Raw genomic sequence first — 19,204 nt, forward strand, 5'->3', positions numbered from 1 at the left:
CTTGTCTGTATTTCAATTCAATCGGAAGTATTTTGGATGGACAGTTTTATTGTTTATTGTCGAAATTCTGATTGCTTCTTTTGTACACGATACAATCATCAGGCCCTATGTAGGTGATGTTTTGGTGGTCATCCTTATTTATTGTTTTGTCAGATCATTTCTGAATCTGAAAGTTTCAACAGCCATATTATTGGTAATGGTCTTTGCCTTTAGTATTGAAACGCTGCAGTATTTTGATTTAGTCGAAAGACTTGGTCTTAAACACAGTAAAACAGCCCACATTGTATTGGGCAATTCATTTGAATACACTGATTTTGCGGCCTATACAATCGGAGCTCTAGTAGTACTTGCTGTAGAAGAAGCAATGAAAAAAAGAAATTTATAACAACCCGTTGTACTTTCTGATGAACCACTCGGCTGATAGAGAAACAGCGATTAAGACTAATAACCAAACCCAATCAATCAAAGGTGTCTTTTTGACAATGGTTTTTTGAACCGCTACATAACTTTCGTCTTCCAGAAGTTGTTTCACCAACAAATCGGTTTGGTTAGCCAAATACGCTTTCCCTTTGGTTTGTGATGCTAACTGATTCAATTTATTCCAGTCCGGATTTACAAATTGTTTTTCAATGTCAAAATCTAAAACTTCAAAACTGCTGCTGTATGAAGAATTAGAGTTCAATTCCTTCACGGTAAACGAGTAAGTTCCGGCAGCTAGTCCGTCTAAATTTGCCTGAAAAGCATTCGTGGTTCTGAGCAAATCGTAGTTTTTAACTTGTTTGGTTTTGGTATTTGTGACCGATATTGTAAGTCGGGCCTTTTCATCAAGTTCATAATTTTTATTGAAATACTGAGCCGTAATTTCAATTCCTTCCCCCGAATTATAAAAGCGTTCATGATTGACCACCAAAGACTTTTGGTTGTTATTGGAAGCTAAAAACTGAATGGTTTTATCAAGAAAAATGTCGAAATCGGCAAAACTCTTTTTGTTTATATATGTTTGTGCCCGCCATTTCCAAATGTTTTCTCCAAACAAAAAAGCATTGCGTGAGCCCTGATTTTCTGTAAATGCCAACAACGGTTGATTGGTAGCAATATTGCGGATGGTAGACCACAACAAAGTATTCGTGTTGGTTTTAGCCGTAATTGTTCCGAAACTGTTTTCTAAAGGCGGTAGCTGTTCAAAGCCGATATTATCAAGCGCAAAAAGATTAAACTGACTATCAAATGATGGCAAATAATCTTCTTTCTGACTGCTCATCTTAAACGAAAAACTATTCTGATTTTGATTTAAAAAATTGAAATCGGTATCGTTTCCGGTAATAATCCAGGTGTTGACTTTTGTATTGCTGTTTTGCTCAAAAACAGTTTTAAACTCCATCGTAGGCTGGTATAATATTAAAATATTATAATCAGTTAATGATTTGATTTCATTAGGTTTAAGGATAGTTACTTTTCTTTGTGCATTAGACTCTACGGCGCGTTTAATAGCACCCAGATCAGGGTGAGCCATAGCCGATATCAATGCTACTTCCGTTTTTTGGTCAATGACTTCAACGGCAAAATTTTTGGTATTGTTATAGGTGTTTTTTTCCTGTTCCTTTGAAGTGATAGTGGCTCTTAAAATTTGCAATCCTACTTTATCTGCCGGTAATAAAAGGTTGAGTGTGGCAGATTTTTTGGCGGGAGAAAAAGCAACGGTTTGTTCCGTCAAGACTGTATTTCCTTGTGAAATCTTGAAAGAAGCATTCACCGATTTCGTTCCGGAATAATTTAAAAAAACTTCTACCGGAAATTTATTCTTATGAAACGCATATTTATTAACGTTTAACTGGGTAATTTTTAAATCGAGATACGTTGCTGTATCGCCTACAACTATAGAATAAACCTTATTATCCGGGTTGAAAGCAAACACAAAATCATCGCCTGATGTTTGATTTCCGTCCGAAATTAGAACCGTTGGGAAATGCTGGTTTTTGTATATGCTTTTGAGGTTTTTGGCGGCTATGTCAATGTTAGACTGCTTTCCTTTGAAATCGATGGTATCCGATGGCAAAAAATCTTCATCAAATTGATACGTCTGCACATCAAATTTTTCGGCTAAAGCACTGTTGTTTTTTAGTTTTTCAAATACTTCCAAGGCCGATTTATCGGCTTTCAAATCTTTTATCGAAGCTGAATTATCAATGACAATAGGTAATGGTGTTTTGATAGTTTCAACCGTTTTCTTGGAAATTATGGGGTTAATCAACAAGAGTAACAAACCAAATACCGTAAAAAAACGCAAGAAAGCCAAAAACAAAGTCGCTTTTGACTTGTTTTTGGCCTTGTATAAATAATGATAAAATGAAACACCGGCAGCAATTAGTATTGATACGAGTAATAGCAAAATTGTTGATGTGTTCATATAAATAGTGAATCAGTATTCAGTTATTAGTCTTCAGTTTTTAAAATGATCCGGTTCTGTTGAAACGGCTGACTGAATACTACGTTAACATTCCTCCGCAAACATTCAACACTTGTCCTGAAACATAGGCACTCATGTCTGAAGCCAGGAATAAACACGCATTGGCTACATCCTCGGGAGTTCCTCCTCTTTTTAACGGAATAGAATCTCTCCAGCCCTGAACCACGTCTTCGTTTAGTTTTGCTGTCATTTCGGTTTCAATGAATCCCGGAGCGATAGCGTTACAACGGATATTTCTCGATCCTAATTCAAGAGCGATTGATTTAGTAAACCCAATCATTCCGGCTTTTGAAGCGGCGTAGTTGGCCTGACCGGCATTTCCTTTCACTCCTACTACTGAACTCATATTCACGATTGAACCTTTGCGGTTTTTCAGCATGATTTTCTGAACTGCTTTGGTCATATTGAAAACCGACTTTAAGTTGATTTCGATTACTTTATCAAAATCTTCTTCACTCATACGCATTAAAAGGTTGTCCTTAGTGATTCCGGCATTATTGACTAGTACGTCAACACTTCCAAAATCGGCTACTACATCGTCAACCAATTTTTGAGCTTCGTTGAAATCGGCTGCATTTGATTTATATCCTTTAGCTTTGATTCCCAAAGCAGACAATTCGTTTTCTAAAGCCAAAGCTGATTCGGCCGAAGAACTGTAAGTAAAAGCTACATTAGCTCCGTGTTGAGCAAAAACTTTAGCAATTCCGCTTCCTATTCCTCTACTTGCGCCGGTAATGATGGCTACTTTTCCTTCTAATAATTTCATTGTAATAAAAGTTAGATTTGATAATTTAATGAAAGGTCAAATATAGAATAATTTATAGTTAGGAAAAAATAACATTTGTATTTAAACCTTTAGTATTATTGTTTGTCGAAAAGTCCTGACCCAACCCGAAGATGAACAACCAAAACCATTTTGAACAACTGTATCATGAGTACCGAGTACTGGTGTTCAACGTGGCCTTGAATTATCTGCAAAACCTTGAAGATGCCGAGGAAATTACTCAGGATGTATTTGTAAAGGTGTACCATTCGCTCGGACATTTCAGTCACCAATCTTCGCATAAAACCTGGATTTACCGCATTACCATCAATCATTGTTTGGATTTTATCAAGAAGAAAAACAGTCGTAAACGCTTTTTTATATTTGGCCCAAAAAGTCAGCATGAGCAGGAATACTTAAATACTGCCACCTTTGAACACCCCGGAATTTTAATGGAAAACCAGGAAGATGCCGCACTGCTTTTTGAAGTTATCAATACGCTGACGGAAAATCAGAAAACAGCTTTCCTGTTGTCTAAACTGGACGGATTGAGCAATCCTGAAATAGCAAAGATTATGCAGTTGAGTATTTCTTCGGTAGAATCGTTGATTTTCAGAGCCAAAGCATCACTTCAGGAAAAATTAGGGGAAAAATTTAAAAACTACCGCAAGAAAAAATAAAGACTTGCGTCTAAAAGAATAACTGAAATTCTGAAACCAATTCAGAACACTTAAATTCAGCTGAACAATGGAACAACACAATTGGATAGAAAAAGTACTGAACAGCACCAACGGCATGAAAGCGGTGGAGCCCGGCGATGATTTACTATACAAAATCAGACAGAAAATAAACCGACCGGATACTGTATCACCAACAACGGTGTGGCTTGTGGCGGCTTCGGTGGCCGTTTTAGTCATCTTGAACATTACAGTAATGCTTTCTGAAACGGAGACGAAAACCGAGAACAGTGCTACTTCAGCTTATTTGGAAACCACTATCAACCAAAGCAATCAGTTATACCGATAACCATGGAAAAGACAAAATTACTAACGATAGCCGTGATTGGCCTTTTATTGCTCAACTTAGCTACTTTGGGCTTTTTGTTTTTAAACGGTCCGAAAGGTCACCGTCCTCCTATGGAAGGCCCACCTATGGGCAGACCCAAACCCAGAACCATTATTATTGATCAATTGCATTTTGATGCTCTTCAGCAAAAAGAATACGATCAATTAATTGAGTGGCACCAAGCCACCATTAGCCAACTTGACCGAAATATTCGTCAAACCAAAAGAGCACTTTATTCTCAGTTGATGCAGACGGAGGTTAATCTTAAGGCTAAAGACAGTTTGATTGCCGTGTTAAACGGATATCAAAAGCAAGTAGAAGCAACGCATTTCAAGCATTTTGAAGACATTAAAAAGCTTTGTCGTCAAGACCAGCTGAAGGATTTTAATGATTTGACCGAAGAGTTAGCCCGCATCTTCGCGCCCAAACCTCAAGGCCCGGAACATGAGTAAAAGCGGTATAGTCATGGTTTTGATTTTGTTGTTTGGTTGGAGGAGCACTGTTCAACACAAAACGGATTTGTTGTATCTCAATTTTCTGCCCAAATTTGACCAACTGCCGTTTGATTTGAATCAAAACTATACGTTGAGTGTTTTTGATTTACAAGCCGTTTATAACGGAATTTACTTTTTGAGAATTGGCAATAATACCGATGCGGATGCCTATAAAATAATCGTTAACCAATAAGCCTATGAAACCAAAATGGATTTCCTTACTGGCCATACTTTCGTTATGGTCCTGCAGCAACGACTCTTCTGAAGCGTATGTTGACCCTTATGCCAATGTTAAAGCCACCTTTGGCAACAGTATCGACTTGGATAATCTGGCTAACTACGCCAATCAAACCATACCGACCTATATTACCAAAGATAACGGCATGGCTAACCCTATTACTGATAAAGGAGCCACACTGGGCAGGGTTTTGTTTTATGATAAAAACCTATCCTCTAACAATACTGTTTCGTGTGCCACTTGTCATCAGCAGGCCAATGCTTTCAGCGATACCAATGTAGCCAGTATTGGGGTAAACGGTACCACAGGCCGTCATGCCATGCGTTTGATTAATGCCCGTTTTGCCAATGAAAACAAGTTCTTTTGGGATGAACGCGCCGCTACTCTTGAAATACAAACTACCCAGCCCATCCGCAACCATAACGAAATGGGATACAGCGGAGCAAATGGCGATGAAGACTTCAGCAATTTGATTACCAAACTGAGCGGAATTGGGTACTATAAAGAGCTGTTCAAATTTGTATATGGTACTGAAGAAATAACCGAAAATAAAATTCAGTTGGCTTTGGCACAGTTTGTACGCAGCATACAGTCGTTTGACAGCAAGTATGATGTGGGACGGGCTCAGGTTGCGAATGACGGGCAACCGTTTCCTAATTTTACCAATCAGGAGAATCAGGGAAAGCAACTGTTTCAGGCTCCCCCGCAGTTTGATGCCACGGGAAGCCGAACGGGAGGCGGATTGGGTTGTGCCGGTTGCCATGCGGCCCCCGAATTTGATATAGCCCCTAACTCGGGCAACAATGGTATCATAGGTGTACTGAACGGAACCGGTATAGATGTGACCAATACACGTGCTCCTTCGCTGCGCGATTTGGTAAAAACAAACGGAACTCTTAACGGCCCGATGATGCATACCGGAGTTTTCACCGACCTGCAAACGGTTATCGGACATTATGGCAACATTACCATAGCTCCCGGAAATGCCAATGCGCTTGACCCTAAACTGCGCCCGGGTGGTAATGGTCAAAAACTGAATCTGACGGCTCAGGAGGTGAATGCTGTGATGGCTTTCCTGAAAACCCTCTCGGGAACCAATGTGTATGTGGATCCTAAGTGGTCTAATCCTTTTTCTAACTAAAAATACTGAGCCCCTCAATTGAGGGGCTTTTTTGTGGGGAGTGCTTTGGGGTGAAGCTTGTAAATTATCTGAGGGTGAAGGCTTTTCGGTACATCAGCCTGGGCGGACACTTGAAGTGACGAGGTTTGATGCTTGATGTGAATGCTTGACGTTAGGGCTTCTCGATACATCCGCCTGTGGCGGACACTCGAAGTGACGGTTTTTTTGATGCTTGAAGTGTCATTACTCCTACCACTCAGTCGTCAGTTCGAGTGATTTTCTTGGAACGCAGTGGAGAGAAAATTGTATCGAGAACCCTTGTATAGAAAATGCTTCTCGATACATCCGCCTGAGGCGGACACTCGAAGTGACGGATGTAGTAGTGAAGGATAAAGAAAATCGTCAGTTCGAGTGATTTTCTTGAAACGTAGTGGAGGCTTCTCGATACTTTTTTGCTACGCAAAAACACTCGAAGTGACGGTATCTTATACTTGAAGTGTTGCCTCTCTTACTATCCGGTCGTCAGTTCGAGTGATTTTCTTGGAACGCAGTGGAGGCTTCTCGATACTTTTTTGCTGCGCAAAAACACTCGAAGTGACGGATGTAGTGGTGAAGGATATAGAGAATCGTCAGTTCGAGTGATTTTCTCGGAACGCAGTGGAGAGAAAATTGTATCGAGAACCCCTACTTCATTTGAAGTTCTTTTTTGCCAAATTAATCAACGCATCATAATGACCATCAATTAAGGCTTCTTTCTTGGCTTTTGACCACTTTTTGATTTGCTTTTCTTTTTCAAATGCCAGATTAATATTGGTGAATTCACAATAAAATACTAGTGATACCGGCCTTCTTTTGTAAGTGTAACAATCAGGAAAATAACCTGTGTCGTGGCGGTATATTCTTTGTGTCAAATTACTGGTGACTCCTGTGTAATAAGTTCCATCCGAGCATTTAAGTATGTATACATATGATGGTTTCATGTTTTAAAAGTAAGAAATATATTTTAAAAAGCTTTTCGATGCTCTTAGGTGAAAACTTGACATAATGGCTTCTCGATACTTTTTTGCTACGCAAAAACACTCGAAGTGACGGTTTCTTTTGATGCTTGAAGTGATGGCTTCTCGATACGTCCGCCTGAGGCGGACACTCGAAGTGACGGAGTTTTTGATGCTTGAAGTGACGGATGTAGCGGTGATCTGTCGTCAGTATATAAAAAAATCCTGTCTGCCTTGTGACAAACAGGATTCTACCAAAAAAATTAAAAATCCAACTTACATCTCTATCGCTGTTATATAAAACAAGCTAACGGGAAGTGTTATTTACTGTATTTTGACAAATTTGCGGTGTAATGCCAGATCACCGCTTTTGATGCTTATTACATAATGACCCGCGGCAAGACTATCGACCGAAAGGGTATTTTGTTCTGTGTTCCCCTGCAGCATATTTCTGCCGCTCATATCGAATATGACGTATTCAAAACCGGTGTTGGGCCATCCTTGTACCGTGAGTGCCGTTGTGGCCGGAACCGGATATACTACCACTTTGTTGAGATCAAAATCAGCCGAACTCAGGGTATTGGCAGTCCAACTGAAGCGTTGCCCAAAGGCGGGTTTGCTCAAGGTGCTGAGTTTGCACTTCTCATCAATAACTGTCCCCCGCAAAGTAGCAGACCAAAGCGTGTTGACTGTGGTTCGGGTGTTGAAATCGACATCGGTTGTTTTTAAGCCTACTTCTAAATAACTGGTGAAGTTGGCGTTGAGTATGGTTCTGCCGTACACGATATCGACTTTGTTGGTGGTTTCGGATAGCCGAATCTGAAAATCGATGATATCGGTTTTCGTTGGGTCGTCTATGGTTTCTATTCGGGCTGTGCCGTACCATTCGACTACAAAGACCCTGTTGGGTGCCTGCCCAAGTACTGCAGTACTAATCTTGGTTTGTGCCAGATTGGTATTGATGGGATGAAGATCGATACCGGCAGCCGATATGATGCCCTGAACTAAATCTAACTGAGAATTTGTTAGGGGGTTTGTTAGGGAAACTTCGTTGGGCTGAGCCGGGCCAAACCATACAAAGCCGTTTTCGGAAATGCCGAGGCTGTTTTGATTGACTCCGCCGAACTTAAAGGTAAACGGTAAACTTACCACAGCCGGTGACACTACGTCGTCATTAACGATATGCTCGGTTACCGGAGCACCCGATGCTGACAGGTAAGGAAATGAACTACCGTTATCCTGAAAAGAATAGTCGCTGACCTGTGCTTTAGCTATAAACGAACTGAGCGCTAAAGCTGTAATGAATATTAGTTTTTTGATCATGATTGATTGAATGATTTTGATTGATGATTGAAACTTCTGATGATTGATGATTGAAACTATTGATGATTGACGGCGTGAAACTACAGTTGATTGAATGTGTAGTGATACTATTTTGTCATGAAAGCGATTATTTTGTACATGAACAGTCTGATGAGGCTTTGCCTTGTAAGGTTCTCTTTATTACTCAAAACTGCCGGCGGTAATTTTTAAACAGTTCTGTGCCTGAAGCAAATGCCTTTCGTTGTGAACAACAATAAACCGAAAGGTGTCGCCCAAGCTGATGGTTACCCATTTTGACATAGCCGTAGGAACCTGTACCGCATTCAGATTGAGGTTTCGGGAGGTTTCTAACAACGAGAGCAACTCCTCCTGATGTGTTATAAACTGTTGTAAAACCTCGGGCTGCACGTTTGAATTTACAGGATTCATTTGGGCCAATGCTTTCATCTTTTTAATTTTCCCGGCCTTAGGTTCCATTAGTTTTACAAAGAATTGCCCCAGTATACCGGTTTTGAAACTGCTGTTACCGGCTTTGGTCTGTGCCGTTTGTATGGCTTTTTTTAATGCCGGTAAATAAAAGGTATAATACCGGTTGAGGTGGTCAATGCATTCTAAAACAGACCAGGCCTCGGGGTGGGTCTTCTGGCGGAGTTGATGTTCCTCCAGTTTTTGAAATACGTTGACTAAGGCTGAGGCTTTTTGAGTTCTGTCGTGCAAGTCATCTACTAATGCCAAAGTGTTTATTTTCATACTCCTTTTTATTGATTGTGCGTATTATTTTGATTCCTATTTGTTGGGGACAAAATTCAGACAATGACTGTTATAAAAAATTGATTTGAATCAATTTCGGTGTATGTGGTTATTTTTGTGCACGGATGCGGCTGAAAGTTTCGGGCGTCATGCGCAGGTAGGAAGCAATATATTTGGCCGGGATATGCTGAAAAAGCTGGGGACTTCGTTTAAAAACTCTTTGATAGCGTTCTGTTGGCGACACCGTCAGCAAATCGGTTTCGCGAGTGATTAACTGGGTTACAATAGCTTCCAGTGCCTGAGTGTACTGCAGCAAAAAAGTGCTGTTTTGTTTGATGTACTCGTAAAAGTCGTTGCGGTGAATGCGAAGTACCACTGATTTTTTCAAAGCCTGTATGTAAAACTCGGAAGGTGCACCGGTAAAAAATGAAACGGGAGAGTTCATGATGGAATCGGGATAACCAAAACGAATAATCTGTTCCTGATACTCGGTGATGTAGAAAATTTTGAATGCACCCTCTTCAACCATGTAGAGGTATTGGTCTACCATACCTTCTGCCACTAGGTATTCATCACGCTGAATAGTGATTCTCTCGGAATAAATTTCATCCGGGTTGCGAAGATTGGCCCATAAATTAAGCTCTTTTGGTGCGTTCATCGGAAAACTTTCCCCAAAAGTATAAAAATTACTGGTTTACAACCAAGAGCGCTGTACAAACACTCCCCTATTTTAAGTTGGAGGAATAACCGAATAAAAGTAACGTTGCTGACGGCTCTGTAATTTCCCCTTCGGGTTTGAAGTCGAGCTTTTGAAGCAATTGGATGGATTTGTGGTTTTCGTTGAGTGTGACTGCCAGTATTTTTTCTCTACTCTTAATCAGTTCATTGCGCATGGCAGCTGCTGCTTCATAAGCATAGCCTTGATTACTGTACTGAGGCAAAAAAGCAAAACCCAAATCGGAAAATTGCAGGTGCTCTCTTTTGATAAAAGTGATGATGCCTACAGGAACCGCAGTTTCTTTTAAGAATACTGTCCAGTAATCGGTATTGGGATTTGTAATGATTTTGGTTATGTAGGCCTTGGCATCAGCGGAATTGTAAATGTTTCTGTTGCCAATGAACTGCAGCCAGCCATCGGTATTTACAAGTTCCTGAATAAAAGAAGCGTCCTGTAAACCCATTGGTATAATTGAAAGACGATGCGTATGAAGCTTTATATTCATCCTTTAGAAACACTTTTATGATTTATACTTACAGTAGAAGCTTGTTCATATTCCTGCGCGGTGGCATCGGTAGCGGCATCGGTCTTGAATTCCCAATGGTCTTTTTCCTGTTGCAGTTGGGTACAAAACTTACCATAGAGGGTACTGACTGTTTTTCCGTCTTCAGTAATTTGCAGTGCAAAATATCCGCAATCGGTTATGGAATGTTCTCCCGTTGTTTTGCGCTGGACTATCTTGAAGGACAATTCCATTTTTTGATTATGACGGGCCACCGTTTGAAAATAGTCGCGATAAAAAACGGCTATTTCGGCTTGGCCGGTATATGAACCCGGAGGTTGCTGACGGTACAGGTTTATGATGTTGGCATCGGTGGTATACAGTTGCACAAGCTGCTCTGAATTGAGTTCGGCATAAGCTTTTGAAAAATTGCGGTACAAAGCATCGGGTGTATCAGTATTCGTTTGTGCTGATGCAAAGCTGTACATTGCTAATAAGGTAAAAAGGACAATGTTTTTTATATTATTCATGTTGAAAATATTTAATTAAATACAAGTCTAATTCTTTAGTAACTATATATTTAAAAAAGATCATATAACGTAATCATTAAAAATTTAACAACACATGATGGCTATCGATTTAACCATCGTTTAAATTCGCCCGAGTTGTCAATACTGACCACCACATCAAAATCGGTTGCCGGTTTGAGTTCTAACTTGACGCGGCTTTTAGACCACACAATCATTTGCTGAATACTGTCAAACCCTACAATAACCTGACGGTTGATGCGAAAGAAATGATTGGGATCAACCTTGTGCTCTATGCTTTCCAACGATTGGTCGAGCAGGAATTTTTCGTTGTTTTTGGAGACTAATTTTACATAACGTCCTTCCGACAGAAAATAAGCTACCTGATCAATGGAAATGCTCTTGATTTTTTGACCGGATACCACCATAAACCGTTCCTGAAAAGAAGGCTTATCAATAATGGTTTCCAGAAGTTTTTTCATATCTACAGCCAGTTTACTGTTTTGTGATTTGAATTTGTCTAGTGCAAATTGTAAATCTTCTTCTGAAAACGGCTTGAGCAGATAATCAACGCTGTTGAGTTTGAAAGCCCTGATAGCGTACTGGTTGTAGGCAGTAGTGAATATAATAGGTGCCGTAACCTTTATATTTTCAAAAATGGAAAAGCAAATATCATCGCCTAAATGTATGTCTAAAAAAATCAGGTCGGGCTGCTGTTCTGACAACCAGGCAATGGCTTTTTTTACGTTGTCAATAACCTTGACAATTTCTATAGACGGATCTACTTTTTTAATCATGGCCACCAAATTGTCGGAAGCCAGTTTTTCGTCTTCTATGATTACAACTTTCATTCGTTTTCTTCTTTTATGATGGGTAATTCAACCACAAATTGATCGTTCCTGATTTCAAAAACCGGTTGCAGGGTGGTGATGTATTTGTAGCGTGAAATGATATTCTTTAAACCGGTTTTGGTAGAATCTTCGACATAATTTCTTTGCTGAAGATTGTTGGTCACCCTCAAAAAATCTCCGGTATTGCTGATGCTGATATACAAAGGAGCCTCGGAGGAAATAATGTTATGCTTCACGGCATTTTCTATCACCATCTGTAATGAAAACGGAGGCAGAAAACCATTGAGCGCCTGCGAATCAATCTGAACATCGAGCACCAAATTGTCATCGAAACGCATTTTCTGCAGTTGCAGGTAGGCGTTGACGTGCTGTAGTTCCTCAGCTAAGGTAATCAGGTGTCGGTCTTTGAGCTCAAGCGTATTCCTGAATATTTTGGAAAATAAGTTTGTGAATTCTACAGCTTTCTGTTGGTTGGTTTTAATTAATGAGGACAGTGCATTGAGTGAGTTAAACAGAAAATGGGGGCTCACCTGATTTTTGAGCGTTTCGAATTGAACCAGTATATTTTCGTTTTCCAGGCGGAGGTTTTGTTTTTCTAAAGCATCTTTTTCCTGACTCAACAACTGATTGGCTTTTTGATTTAGTTTGTAGTTTCGATAGAGTATAAAAATGATGATGATACACAGCACTGTAATCAGCGCTAAGATGTAACGCCAGGTTTCATTCTTTTTGATCTCGGTTGCCTGCAGCTTTTTTTGTACTTTGAGGAGTTCAATTTCTTTAGATTTGATGTTGTTTTCAAATCGGGCTTCCAATTCGGTCGTAGCCTGGAGTCTGTCTTCTGAATTGATTTTATTGGTAATGGCAATCAGAGAATCACTGTATACTGCCGCTTGTTTGTAATTGCCTTTCTTTTTTAACCATTCGTAGTATTCTTCATAATAGGCCTGAATATAATAGGGTGTTTTAAGCGCTCTTGCCGTTTTGCCTGCTATGTCAAGATACTTTTTAGCTTTTTCCAATTGATTGTAATCGGTATACAAATCGCCCAAAGCTAAAGTGACTATAGCTAAGGTACGTTCACTGCCCGATTTTTTTTGGTATTCTAACGCTTTAAGGCTGTAATATTCGGCGTTTTTAAAGTCTTTTAATTCTCCGTATGCCACAGCCATATTGTGAAAATTCATTGCCACACTATTGTAATTTTGCGACTGCTGCATGTAGGGAATGGCTTTTTGATAGTATTCGATAGCCTTGTGGTAATCACCGGCATGATCGTAGGAAACACCGAGGTTTACATAGATATTTTTGAGATTATTAAAATCTTTTTTATCGGTAATCTGCAATGCTCTGTTTAAGTATAGTCGGGCTTTGGGGTAGTTTTCCATGTTGAGTTCTACCGCTGCCAAATTGCCCAAACTAAAAACTTTGCCTTCATTGAGGTTGAGCGAATCAAAAATAGCGTAAGACCTCATGTGGTACTTGAGTGCCTTGCCGTTATTTCCCATGCAGGTTTCGGTAATCCCTTTTACCAATAACAACAAACCTATATCAACGGAGCGTTTTTTTTGTTTGGCGATAACCAACATGGAATCTGTCATTTTAGCCACCCGCACCGGTGCATCAAAAGCCACCCTGTTCAGTGAATCGATTTTATTCCTGAACGCATCTCCTTTCCTGATTTGACCGTAGGATAACAGAGTAGTACAAATAAATAACAGGGTATATTTTGACATGGATCCTTATTTTTGAGTAGGTTTGGCTTCGCTTCCCGCTAAGATGCCACCATCAATGGTGAGTTCAATTCCGGTCACGTATTTTGATTCCTCACAGGCCAAATATAGCGCACCATAAGCCACATCAACAGCTTCCCCAAAATGTCCTAAGGGAATTCCACTTTCAATATGATTGATAAACTGCCTGCGTTGTTCTCCGTCACCCAGCATTGCATCCCACATAGGAGTCATGATAGCAGCCGGGTGGATGCTGTTACAGCGAATGCGATATCCTTTTTCGGCACAATATAGGGCTACACTTTTGGTGTGATTTCTAACCGCCGCCTTGCTTGAAGCATAAGCTACAGCCGCCGGAATTCCCACTATCCCGCTTCGGGAAGAAATATTTACTATACTCCCACCCTTTTCTTTCATGAGTTGAATAGCGTATTTGCAGCCCAACATTACTCCGTTTAAATTAACCTGGTGGACTTCTTCCCAGGAAGCTAAATCAACATGTTCGGCATCAAATGGGCCTTTGGTTTCTAAAAAACCGGTTATTCCGGCATTATTAACTAATACGTCCAGATGTCCGTAGGTTTCTTTAATGTAATTAGTGGTATCCAACCAAGCCGCTTCTGATTTTACATCTAGATGCATATACTCAGCTCGGTTACCTAATGTCTGAACCCATTGCGTTTCTGTTTGGCTTCTGATGTCGGTAACTATAACCCTTGCGCCTTCTTTATAAAACACTTCAACTATGGCTTTACCGATTCCTCTGGCAGCACCGGTAACTAAAACGATACGATTGGCTAGTCTTCCCATGATTTCCTGATTACTACTTTATAAAATTAATAAAAACGATCATATGATGAATTGATGCGAGAGCAATACAGCACAAAAGATTATGAATCTTAAAATTATCAGACAAATCTACAAGAAAGCTAAGCGTCACTCGTATGAAAGTGTAATGAAAGTACATTTTAATGCTATAAAAGCAATAGCTTCAAATAAAAAAACTCCGCATAAGCGGAGCAAAAAATACTTTTTTTAACCCAATTTATTTGTAATCCCAGAATTTTAACAGCTAGTTTTAATAACTTAACTTATAACTCTTACTACCATACAATTATAGCATCCCGGTTTTGCATTATGAATGTGTAAATAATCTATTTCCTGATTAATAAAAACATGATGTAAAGTTGCCTTTAAATCAATACCCTGAATTACATCGGCATAAATCATTGTTGCATTTTTATCAAAGCCCCGGATTGACAAAACTCTGTGATCAAACATTTTTGGTACTTCATTTACGTTAAAGGATTTGGTAACCGCTTTTTTTTCGAATAAAGATTGGTCCGTTTGCCCGGTAAGGAGATGGTACAGCATGGTGTTCGAAATTGAGCAATACAACCTCTTCCCCTATTTCGGCGTCTTCCAAACTTACTCTGCAAGGAAACCCCGGAAATTTATCTACAATCATTCTTTTAATATTCATTCTTTCCAATTCGTCTTCGGGTAAATCGAAATAGACTGTGAAAGGGGTTTTGTTTAAAGCAATGAGTTTGAAATTATTTGTCATTTTATAATCTTATCTGTTATTGTAATAGTTATGAATAGTGTAAAATCCCAGCAAAACAATAATGATAAAAATTAATAGTTTCATTTTTTGATTTTGATGATGCTTATCTGTTGTCAAATGTATAAACCAAGATGCAGGCACTAATCACAAAATGCAACCAGAGAATCAAAAGATGTTGTGAAAGCGAATATTGGGAACATCAGCAAAAAACCAAGTTCTTTATTACTCAGACAGCACCAAAGATGCTTAAAAAGAGCTGGTTAACACTAAAACCGATTCATACTGCCATTTTTCACTTTCATTACATTTTAAATTAATGAATTGTGATAGTGCTGTTATTTTTGAGCTGTAAAATCATTAAAATCAAAAACATGAACAGATTACTCACTAAAATCACCCTTGGATTTTCATTACTGATTTTGACTCATGTCGATGCTCAGGAATGGACACCGGTTGCCTCGCTGCCTCACAGAGAGTTTACCGCCATACAAAACCTTGATGGCAGAATGTATGCCGCTTCAGAAAATAAGTTGTACACCTCAGCCGATGGCAACAACTGGCAGGTTGAAAGCATTCATCCGGTAATCATTACTCCAACTTGTATCACTTTATTCAACAACACACTTTATGTAGGGACCCTGTCTGATGGTGTATACTACAGAAGTACAGCCACGGGCTCTCAATGGCAACATGCTTTAATGGGACTTCACATCAGTACTTTTATTGTTCATGAAGGACGTCTGCACCTGTGCAGTCAGGGTTCGGGAGTTTGGCGAAACATTTCGGGAACCTGGAACAACATGACTTATGATTTACCTACCTACTCTTATAATGTCAATAAAATAGTTTCTCTCAACGGGAAGCTTTACGCATTTGCAGGAGCCAATGGGACGTTTTACAGATTCAATCCGGAGACTTCTAAATGGGTAGAGGATTATTACCTCAACGGATATGCTCCGGGATTATCGGCTGATGATGCCGTAAACCAAAATGGTACCATATTTATGGCAAGGGGCAATCGTTTGCTTCGGACTGATGATGGTGGTGATACCTGGGTTTCGGATGCGAACGGATTGATTAACGGTATCAACCGGTTTTTGTACCAGGGAGCCCAGTTTATGTATTCACTAACCCTTGATGCTACTACCAATTACACCTATTTTCAGAAAAGAAACAACACCGCACTGAGTCAATCAACCTGGAGCAGTTATAACGAGTTACTGCCTTTTTATACTTATGGCTTGGATGAATTCAAAGACAACCTGTACGTTGCTACCAATGAAGGTGTTTTTTTCAAAAAAATGGAATCTTTGGGCATTGAGAATCCGCAATTGCGCAGCGACATCAGCATTTATCCTAACCCTTCATCAAATGGAATCATAACGATAGCGAGTAACAGCATCATTGAAAAGATAGACGTTTACGATTTAGGCGGCAGGCTAATCCAATCCCAAAATGGCAACTCTGTGAATGAAACCCTAACTTTGAACTCAAAAGGTATATTTCTTGTGAAGCTTTTGACCAACAGTCAAATCGTTACTCAAAAAGTTATTGTTCCTTAACACTTCAACTGATGAAACACACTCTTTCCCTTCGCTACTTGTTATGTTTGTTCTTGTTGGTTGTCTTTTACAATTGTTCTCCGATAGAACAGTTCAGGTATGAAAAGAGACAATCTGTCTTAATCGGTTCTCTGAGGGAGCGTTTGTTTTTTGAATACAGTTCGCCGTTGAATGATTCTATGAAAATTTACATGGAATTAGAACTGGCCAAAAATCCAGAGCTTCAATTACCATTAGAAAAGATATACTCTATCGAAGAAAAATTAAAAAAAGAAAAACCACTTTTGGGTTGCTACTATTTGATGAAAAAAGAATTTGACGGTGAGAAAAAGCTCTATATCATTCTGGATTGGAACCAAAACAGCGGGGTCATCATCCGATTCTTTACCGATTCGCCCACGCTGATTAAAAGTCTGCCCGATTATTCTTTTTGATTTTGACAATCAATTTTTATGAAAAGAAAAAACCGATTAGTTTCCTAATCGGTTTTTATTTTCAGAATTATCTATCTACAGTTTAAAGATTATATCAGCATAAAAATTGCGTCCCATTCTCGGAATATTGTTCCAATCGGAATAAGTAGTGTAATAGGTATCTAATGCATTTTCGACACCTACTCTGAGTCCGACTGAACACGGATTCCATTTGAAATTATATCCTACCCCCAGATTAATTACGGCATAGTCAGGAGTACGGTCTTCGCCATATGATGGGCTGTAACGGGTTTGCGTAGCATTGCCCTGCAAGGTCAACTCGGCCGAATAGCTGTTTTTGCGAAAAGCAAGTCCGGCAGTATAACTCAGCGGACTTATAAACGGGAGGTTTACATCCTGAGCATCTTTTCCGTAAGTATAGAGCAGTTGAGCATTCCATTTTAACTCGGGCGTCAATTTGTAGGTGGTGGTTAATCCTGCATTCCAAATCACGGCATAAGAAACCGCAGTATACACTTTTACACCATTGGCTCCTAAAGTCATAGGCACCAATGTGGCGTTAGGTTTGGCAATAATGTAATCATTGATATGGAAGTAAGACGAGCTTAATTTGAGGCTTGCTTTATCATTTTTAAGTTCGATAAAAGCATTTCCTTCCAGAGACTTTTCATTTTTGAGATTGGGATTCCCCACTTGGTCAAAGTTATCAAAGCTATTGTATAGATAAAACCCATAACCTTCTGACACAGAAGGAGCACGTTCACCATACCCCAATCCGAATCCATAACTGAAACGAGGTTTATCAAGATGATAATTGATGGCTAAACTTTTCAAGAAGCGGTTTTTTTGCGCTTTCATTTCGGGGTAAAAAATCTGCAGGCTTTCAAGCCCGAACTCACTGGCGACCTTGTTGCTGTGTTGGCCGGCAGCTGCTGTAAATTTGATTCCGGAATGGCAATTGAACACGTAATCATCTTCTATAAAAATGCCTTGGTAAAAAGTGCGCACATCGGGCCAGGTATACATAAACATAGGTGCTTCGTTCGGATTTTGAGGATACATGGTCATCTCAGCTTTGGACTGATTATAAAACGCATTCAAATTTGCCAAAAAATGATGTTGTCCTAAGACAGCCTTCGCTTTTGAATAGTAGCCAAACGTTTTGCTCCAACCCGGCATATCCATGTGGATGGGCACATTGGGGCGGTGCGTGTCATCCATCTTGTGGGTAATGGTATTAAAGTAGACTTTGGTTTCCCAATCTTTGACCATCGAATTCTTAGGGACATATTGCCATTTTAAAGATGTAATGAGTGCTTCGGCCAAAGACACATCCATAGGCAAAGCGGGATAGCCCACATTGGTAGCTTTATCATAAATAACAGAAGCTTCCAGTAGCTGATTTGCGGCCAATTTAAGACCTGATGTTCCGGAGAAATTGATTTTCTTGAATTGAGAGAACAGAACTTCTTTGTCATTGCCGGCTTTATAATCCCCTGCATTTCGATACATGAAATCGGTATCAAAATAAAGTAAACTGTCGGCATAGGTTACTGAAGTTCCTATGATTTTTTGACGGTTATTAGACTCAAAACCGGAGTTGAGACTGATGTCCCATTTTTGTTGGTCAAATTTGTTCTGATTTCGTTTCAAATCAACCGATCCGCCAATAGTACTGCCGTAACAGGCTCCCTCCTGCCCGGAACAAATGGTAGCCTCGGAGAGATTAGACACTTCGACATAAGAAGTAATCGGATCCATCTTATCGGTACAGGCCCCGAAAATGCGCATACCATCAATGGTAATCAAAGTGCGTTCTGTTGGCATGCTGTTGATGATGGGTTCCCATGCGTAAGCGCCTCTTTTAATCATGCCTATTTTGATTGATTTTTGCAGATATTCATCAATAGAAGACAGCGTCTTGGATTGCTTTTCGGCCAGTGGTACTTTTTTGCCGATTACAATGATTTCTTTTAATTCCTTGGGCTTAAGAGAATCATTGGAAACCTCCTGAGCCTGGCTGTAAAGTCCGGAGATCAGAGCCGCAATTATAAAATGTATTTTCATTTGAAAAGACTTTAAAAGGTCAAAAGCA

22 protein-coding genes are annotated in these 19,204 nt (G+C 39.7%); 8 read left to right on the plus strand and 14 right to left on the minus strand.

Translation table 11 applies throughout. The features are described 5' to 3' along the window. The first annotated feature begins 1 nt into the window (after nt 1). On the plus strand, nt 2-385 hold the full coding sequence (locus EZL74_RS10030; RefSeq protein ID WP_131476476.1) for a ribosomal maturation YjgA family protein: 384 nt from the start codon (nt 2-4) through the stop codon (nt 383-385). Here the strand turns inward: EZL74_RS10030 and EZL74_RS10035 are convergent. Together EZL74_RS10035 and fabG are read right to left on the minus strand one after the other, a co-directional pair. Further along, on the minus strand, nt 380-2,407 hold the full coding sequence (locus EZL74_RS10035; protein ID WP_131476477.1) for a hypothetical protein: 2,028 nt from the start codon (nt 2,405-2,407) through the stop codon (nt 380-382). The two genes, EZL74_RS10030 and EZL74_RS10035, sit on opposite strands and share 6 nt — an antisense overlap. A 79-nt stretch (nt 2,408-2,486) precedes the next feature. Continuing rightward, complete coding sequence (gene fabG, locus EZL74_RS10040; protein WP_131476478.1) at nt 2,487-3,233, minus strand: 3-oxoacyl-[acyl-carrier-protein] reductase; 747 nt, start codon at nt 3,231-3,233, stop codon at nt 2,487-2,489. A 131-nt stretch (nt 3,234-3,364) separates the two neighbouring features. On the opposite strand from fabG, the gene EZL74_RS10045 reads away from it, so the two are divergent. The 5 genes from EZL74_RS10045 to EZL74_RS10065 all read left to right on the plus strand — a co-directional run bounded on the left by EZL74_RS10045 (nt 3,365) and on the right by EZL74_RS10065 (nt 6,168). Beyond that, a complete protein-coding gene (locus tag EZL74_RS10045; protein WP_131476479.1) occupies nt 3,365-3,910 on the plus strand; it encodes an RNA polymerase sigma factor in 546 nt (181 codons plus the stop codon). 67 nt (nt 3,911-3,977) lie between these two features. Continuing rightward, the gene (locus tag EZL74_RS10050; RefSeq protein ID WP_131476480.1) at nt 3,978-4,256 is read left to right on the plus strand and encodes a hypothetical protein; all 279 of its coding nucleotides are present in this window, start codon (nt 3,978-3,980) and stop codon (nt 4,254-4,256) included. A 2-nt stretch (nt 4,257-4,258) separates the two neighbouring features. Continuing rightward, nucleotides 4,259-4,747, plus strand: a complete 489-nt coding sequence (locus tag EZL74_RS10055; RefSeq protein ID WP_131476481.1) for a periplasmic heavy metal sensor — start codon at nt 4,259-4,261, stop codon at nt 4,745-4,747. Then, nucleotides 4,740-4,982, plus strand: coding sequence for a hypothetical protein (locus EZL74_RS10060; protein ID WP_131476482.1), 243 nt, complete (start codon nt 4,740-4,742; stop codon nt 4,980-4,982). The genes EZL74_RS10055 and EZL74_RS10060 overlap by 8 nt, the downstream gene beginning before the upstream one ends. 4 nt (nt 4,983-4,986) lie before the next feature. Next, on the plus strand, nt 4,987-6,168 hold the full coding sequence (locus EZL74_RS10065; RefSeq protein ID WP_131476483.1) for a cytochrome-c peroxidase: 1,182 nt from the start codon (nt 4,987-4,989) through the stop codon (nt 6,166-6,168). A 668-nt stretch (nt 6,169-6,836) separates the two neighbouring features. On the opposite strand, the gene EZL74_RS10070 is transcribed toward EZL74_RS10065, so the two are convergent. The 11 genes from EZL74_RS10070 to EZL74_RS13295 form a co-directional block, all read right to left on the minus strand. Further along, nucleotides 6,837-7,127 (minus strand): GIY-YIG nuclease family protein, encoded by a 291-nt coding sequence (locus EZL74_RS10070; protein ID WP_131476484.1) that lies wholly within the window; start codon nt 7,125-7,127, stop codon nt 6,837-6,839. A 339-nt stretch (nt 7,128-7,466) separates the two neighbouring features. Continuing rightward, nucleotides 7,467-8,465 carry a T9SS type A sorting domain-containing protein gene (locus EZL74_RS10075; protein ID WP_131476485.1) on the minus strand — a complete coding sequence of 333 codons (999 nt, stop codon included), beginning with the start codon at nt 8,463-8,465 and terminating at the stop codon, nt 7,467-7,469. Between the two features lie 180 nt (nt 8,466-8,645). Then, entirely contained in the window at nt 8,646-9,215 is a 570-nt protein-coding gene (locus EZL74_RS10080) for a DinB family protein (protein ID WP_131476486.1), read from the minus strand. A 109-nt stretch (nt 9,216-9,324) separates the two neighbouring features. Next, nucleotides 9,325-9,873, minus strand: a complete 549-nt coding sequence (locus tag EZL74_RS10085; protein ID WP_131476487.1) for a Crp/Fnr family transcriptional regulator — start codon at nt 9,871-9,873, stop codon at nt 9,325-9,327. Between the two features lie 67 nt (nt 9,874-9,940). Further along, complete coding sequence (locus tag EZL74_RS10090; RefSeq protein WP_131476488.1) at nt 9,941-10,438, minus strand: GNAT family N-acetyltransferase; 498 nt, start codon at nt 10,436-10,438, stop codon at nt 9,941-9,943. After that, complete coding sequence (locus EZL74_RS10095) at nt 10,435-10,965, minus strand: hypothetical protein (RefSeq protein WP_131476489.1); 531 nt, start codon at nt 10,963-10,965, stop codon at nt 10,435-10,437. The genes EZL74_RS10090 and EZL74_RS10095 overlap by 4 nt, the downstream gene beginning before the upstream one ends. 101 nt (nt 10,966-11,066) lie before the next feature. Continuing rightward, nucleotides 11,067-11,813 carry a LytR/AlgR family response regulator transcription factor gene (locus tag EZL74_RS10100; protein WP_131476490.1) on the minus strand — a complete coding sequence of 249 codons (747 nt, stop codon included), beginning with the start codon at nt 11,811-11,813 and terminating at the stop codon, nt 11,067-11,069. Further along, nucleotides 11,810-13,549, minus strand: coding sequence for a tetratricopeptide repeat-containing sensor histidine kinase (locus EZL74_RS10105; RefSeq protein WP_131476491.1), 1,740 nt, complete (start codon nt 13,547-13,549; stop codon nt 11,810-11,812). Before EZL74_RS10105 ends, EZL74_RS10100 begins: the two co-directional genes overlap by 4 nt. A gap of 6 nt (nt 13,550-13,555) precedes the next feature. Beyond that, on the minus strand, nt 13,556-14,356 hold the full coding sequence (locus tag EZL74_RS10110) for an SDR family oxidoreductase (RefSeq protein ID WP_131476492.1): 801 nt from the start codon (nt 14,354-14,356) through the stop codon (nt 13,556-13,558). 276 nt (nt 14,357-14,632) lie between these two features. Further along, a complete protein-coding gene (locus tag EZL74_RS13290) occupies nt 14,633-14,920 on the minus strand; it encodes a DUF1203 domain-containing protein (protein ID WP_317125808.1) in 288 nt (95 codons plus the stop codon). Beyond that, nucleotides 14,847-15,113, minus strand: a complete 267-nt coding sequence (locus EZL74_RS13295; protein WP_240034586.1) for a DUF1203 domain-containing protein — start codon at nt 15,111-15,113, stop codon at nt 14,847-14,849. Before EZL74_RS13295 ends, EZL74_RS13290 begins: the two co-directional genes overlap by 74 nt. A 371-nt stretch (nt 15,114-15,484) precedes the next feature. On the opposite strand from EZL74_RS13295, the gene EZL74_RS10120 reads away from it, so the two are divergent. Together EZL74_RS10120 and EZL74_RS10125 are read left to right on the plus strand one after the other, a co-directional pair. Further along, nucleotides 15,485-16,675 carry a T9SS type A sorting domain-containing protein gene (locus EZL74_RS10120; RefSeq protein ID WP_131476493.1) on the plus strand — a complete coding sequence of 397 codons (1,191 nt, stop codon included), beginning with the start codon at nt 15,485-15,487 and terminating at the stop codon, nt 16,673-16,675. Between the two features lie 11 nt (nt 16,676-16,686). After that, nucleotides 16,687-17,109, plus strand: a complete 423-nt coding sequence (locus EZL74_RS10125; RefSeq protein ID WP_131476494.1) for a hypothetical protein — start codon at nt 16,687-16,689, stop codon at nt 17,107-17,109. A gap of 75 nt (nt 17,110-17,184) precedes the next feature. Here the strand turns inward: EZL74_RS10125 and EZL74_RS10130 are convergent, their stop codons facing one another. Next, nucleotides 17,185-19,176 (minus strand): TonB-dependent receptor plug domain-containing protein, encoded by a 1,992-nt coding sequence (locus EZL74_RS10130; protein ID WP_131476495.1) that lies wholly within the window; start codon nt 19,174-19,176, stop codon nt 17,185-17,187. Between the last annotated feature and the right edge of the window lie 28 nt (nt 19,177-19,204).

The organism is Flavobacterium silvisoli (assembly GCF_004329815.1).
Taxonomy (GTDB): domain Bacteria; phylum Bacteroidota; class Bacteroidia; order Flavobacteriales; family Flavobacteriaceae; genus Flavobacterium; species Flavobacterium silvisoli.

Excerpts from the sequence above, each read along its gene's own strand:
- fabG (WP_131476478.1), bottom strand. The coding sequence starts at position 3,233 with ATGAAATTATTAGAAGGAAAAGTAGCCATCATTACCGGCGCAAGTAGA.
- EZL74_RS10050 (WP_131476480.1), top strand. The coding sequence starts at position 3,978 with ATGGAACAACACAATTGGATAGAAAAAGTACTGAACAGCACCAACGGC.
- EZL74_RS10075 (WP_131476485.1), bottom strand. The coding sequence starts at position 8,465 with ATGATCAAAAAACTAATATTCATTACAGCTTTAGCGCTCAGTTCGTTT.
- EZL74_RS10120 (WP_131476493.1), top strand. The coding sequence starts at position 15,485 with ATGAACAGATTACTCACTAAAATCACCCTTGGATTTTCATTACTGATT.
- EZL74_RS10095 (WP_131476489.1), bottom strand. The coding sequence starts at position 10,965 with ATGAATAATATAAAAAACATTGTCCTTTTTACCTTATTAGCAATGTAC.
- EZL74_RS10110 (WP_131476492.1), bottom strand. The coding sequence starts at position 14,356 with ATGGGAAGACTAGCCAATCGTATCGTTTTAGTTACCGGTGCTGCCAGA.
- EZL74_RS10085 (WP_131476487.1), bottom strand. The coding sequence starts at position 9,873 with ATGAACGCACCAAAAGAGCTTAATTTATGGGCCAATCTTCGCAACCCG.
- EZL74_RS10060 (WP_131476482.1), top strand. The coding sequence starts at position 4,740 with ATGAGTAAAAGCGGTATAGTCATGGTTTTGATTTTGTTGTTTGGTTGG.
- EZL74_RS10125 (WP_131476494.1), top strand. The coding sequence starts at position 16,687 with ATGAAACACACTCTTTCCCTTCGCTACTTGTTATGTTTGTTCTTGTTG.
- EZL74_RS13295 (WP_240034586.1), bottom strand. The coding sequence starts at position 15,113 with ATGACAAATAATTTCAAACTCATTGCTTTAAACAAAACCCCTTTCACA.
- EZL74_RS10070 (WP_131476484.1), bottom strand. The coding sequence starts at position 7,127 with ATGAAACCATCATATGTATACATACTTAAATGCTCGGATGGAACTTAT.
- EZL74_RS10045 (WP_131476479.1), top strand. The coding sequence starts at position 3,365 with ATGAACAACCAAAACCATTTTGAACAACTGTATCATGAGTACCGAGTA.
- EZL74_RS10130 (WP_131476495.1), bottom strand. The coding sequence starts at position 19,176 with ATGAAAATACATTTTATAATTGCGGCTCTGATCTCCGGACTTTACAGC.
- EZL74_RS10065 (WP_131476483.1), top strand. The coding sequence starts at position 4,987 with ATGAAACCAAAATGGATTTCCTTACTGGCCATACTTTCGTTATGGTCC.
- EZL74_RS10100 (WP_131476490.1), bottom strand. The coding sequence starts at position 11,813 with ATGAAAGTTGTAATCATAGAAGACGAAAAACTGGCTTCCGACAATTTG.
- EZL74_RS10090 (WP_131476488.1), bottom strand. The coding sequence starts at position 10,438 with ATGAATATAAAGCTTCATACGCATCGTCTTTCAATTATACCAATGGGT.
- EZL74_RS10035 (WP_131476477.1), bottom strand. The coding sequence starts at position 2,407 with ATGAACACATCAACAATTTTGCTATTACTCGTATCAATACTAATTGCT.
- EZL74_RS13290 (WP_317125808.1), bottom strand. The coding sequence starts at position 14,920 with ATGCTGTACCATCTCCTTACCGGGCAAACGGACCAATCTTTATTCGAA.
- EZL74_RS10080 (WP_131476486.1), bottom strand. The coding sequence starts at position 9,215 with ATGAAAATAAACACTTTGGCATTAGTAGATGACTTGCACGACAGAACT.
- EZL74_RS10105 (WP_131476491.1), bottom strand. The coding sequence starts at position 13,549 with ATGTCAAAATATACCCTGTTATTTATTTGTACTACTCTGTTATCCTAC.
- EZL74_RS10055 (WP_131476481.1), top strand. The coding sequence starts at position 4,259 with ATGGAAAAGACAAAATTACTAACGATAGCCGTGATTGGCCTTTTATTG.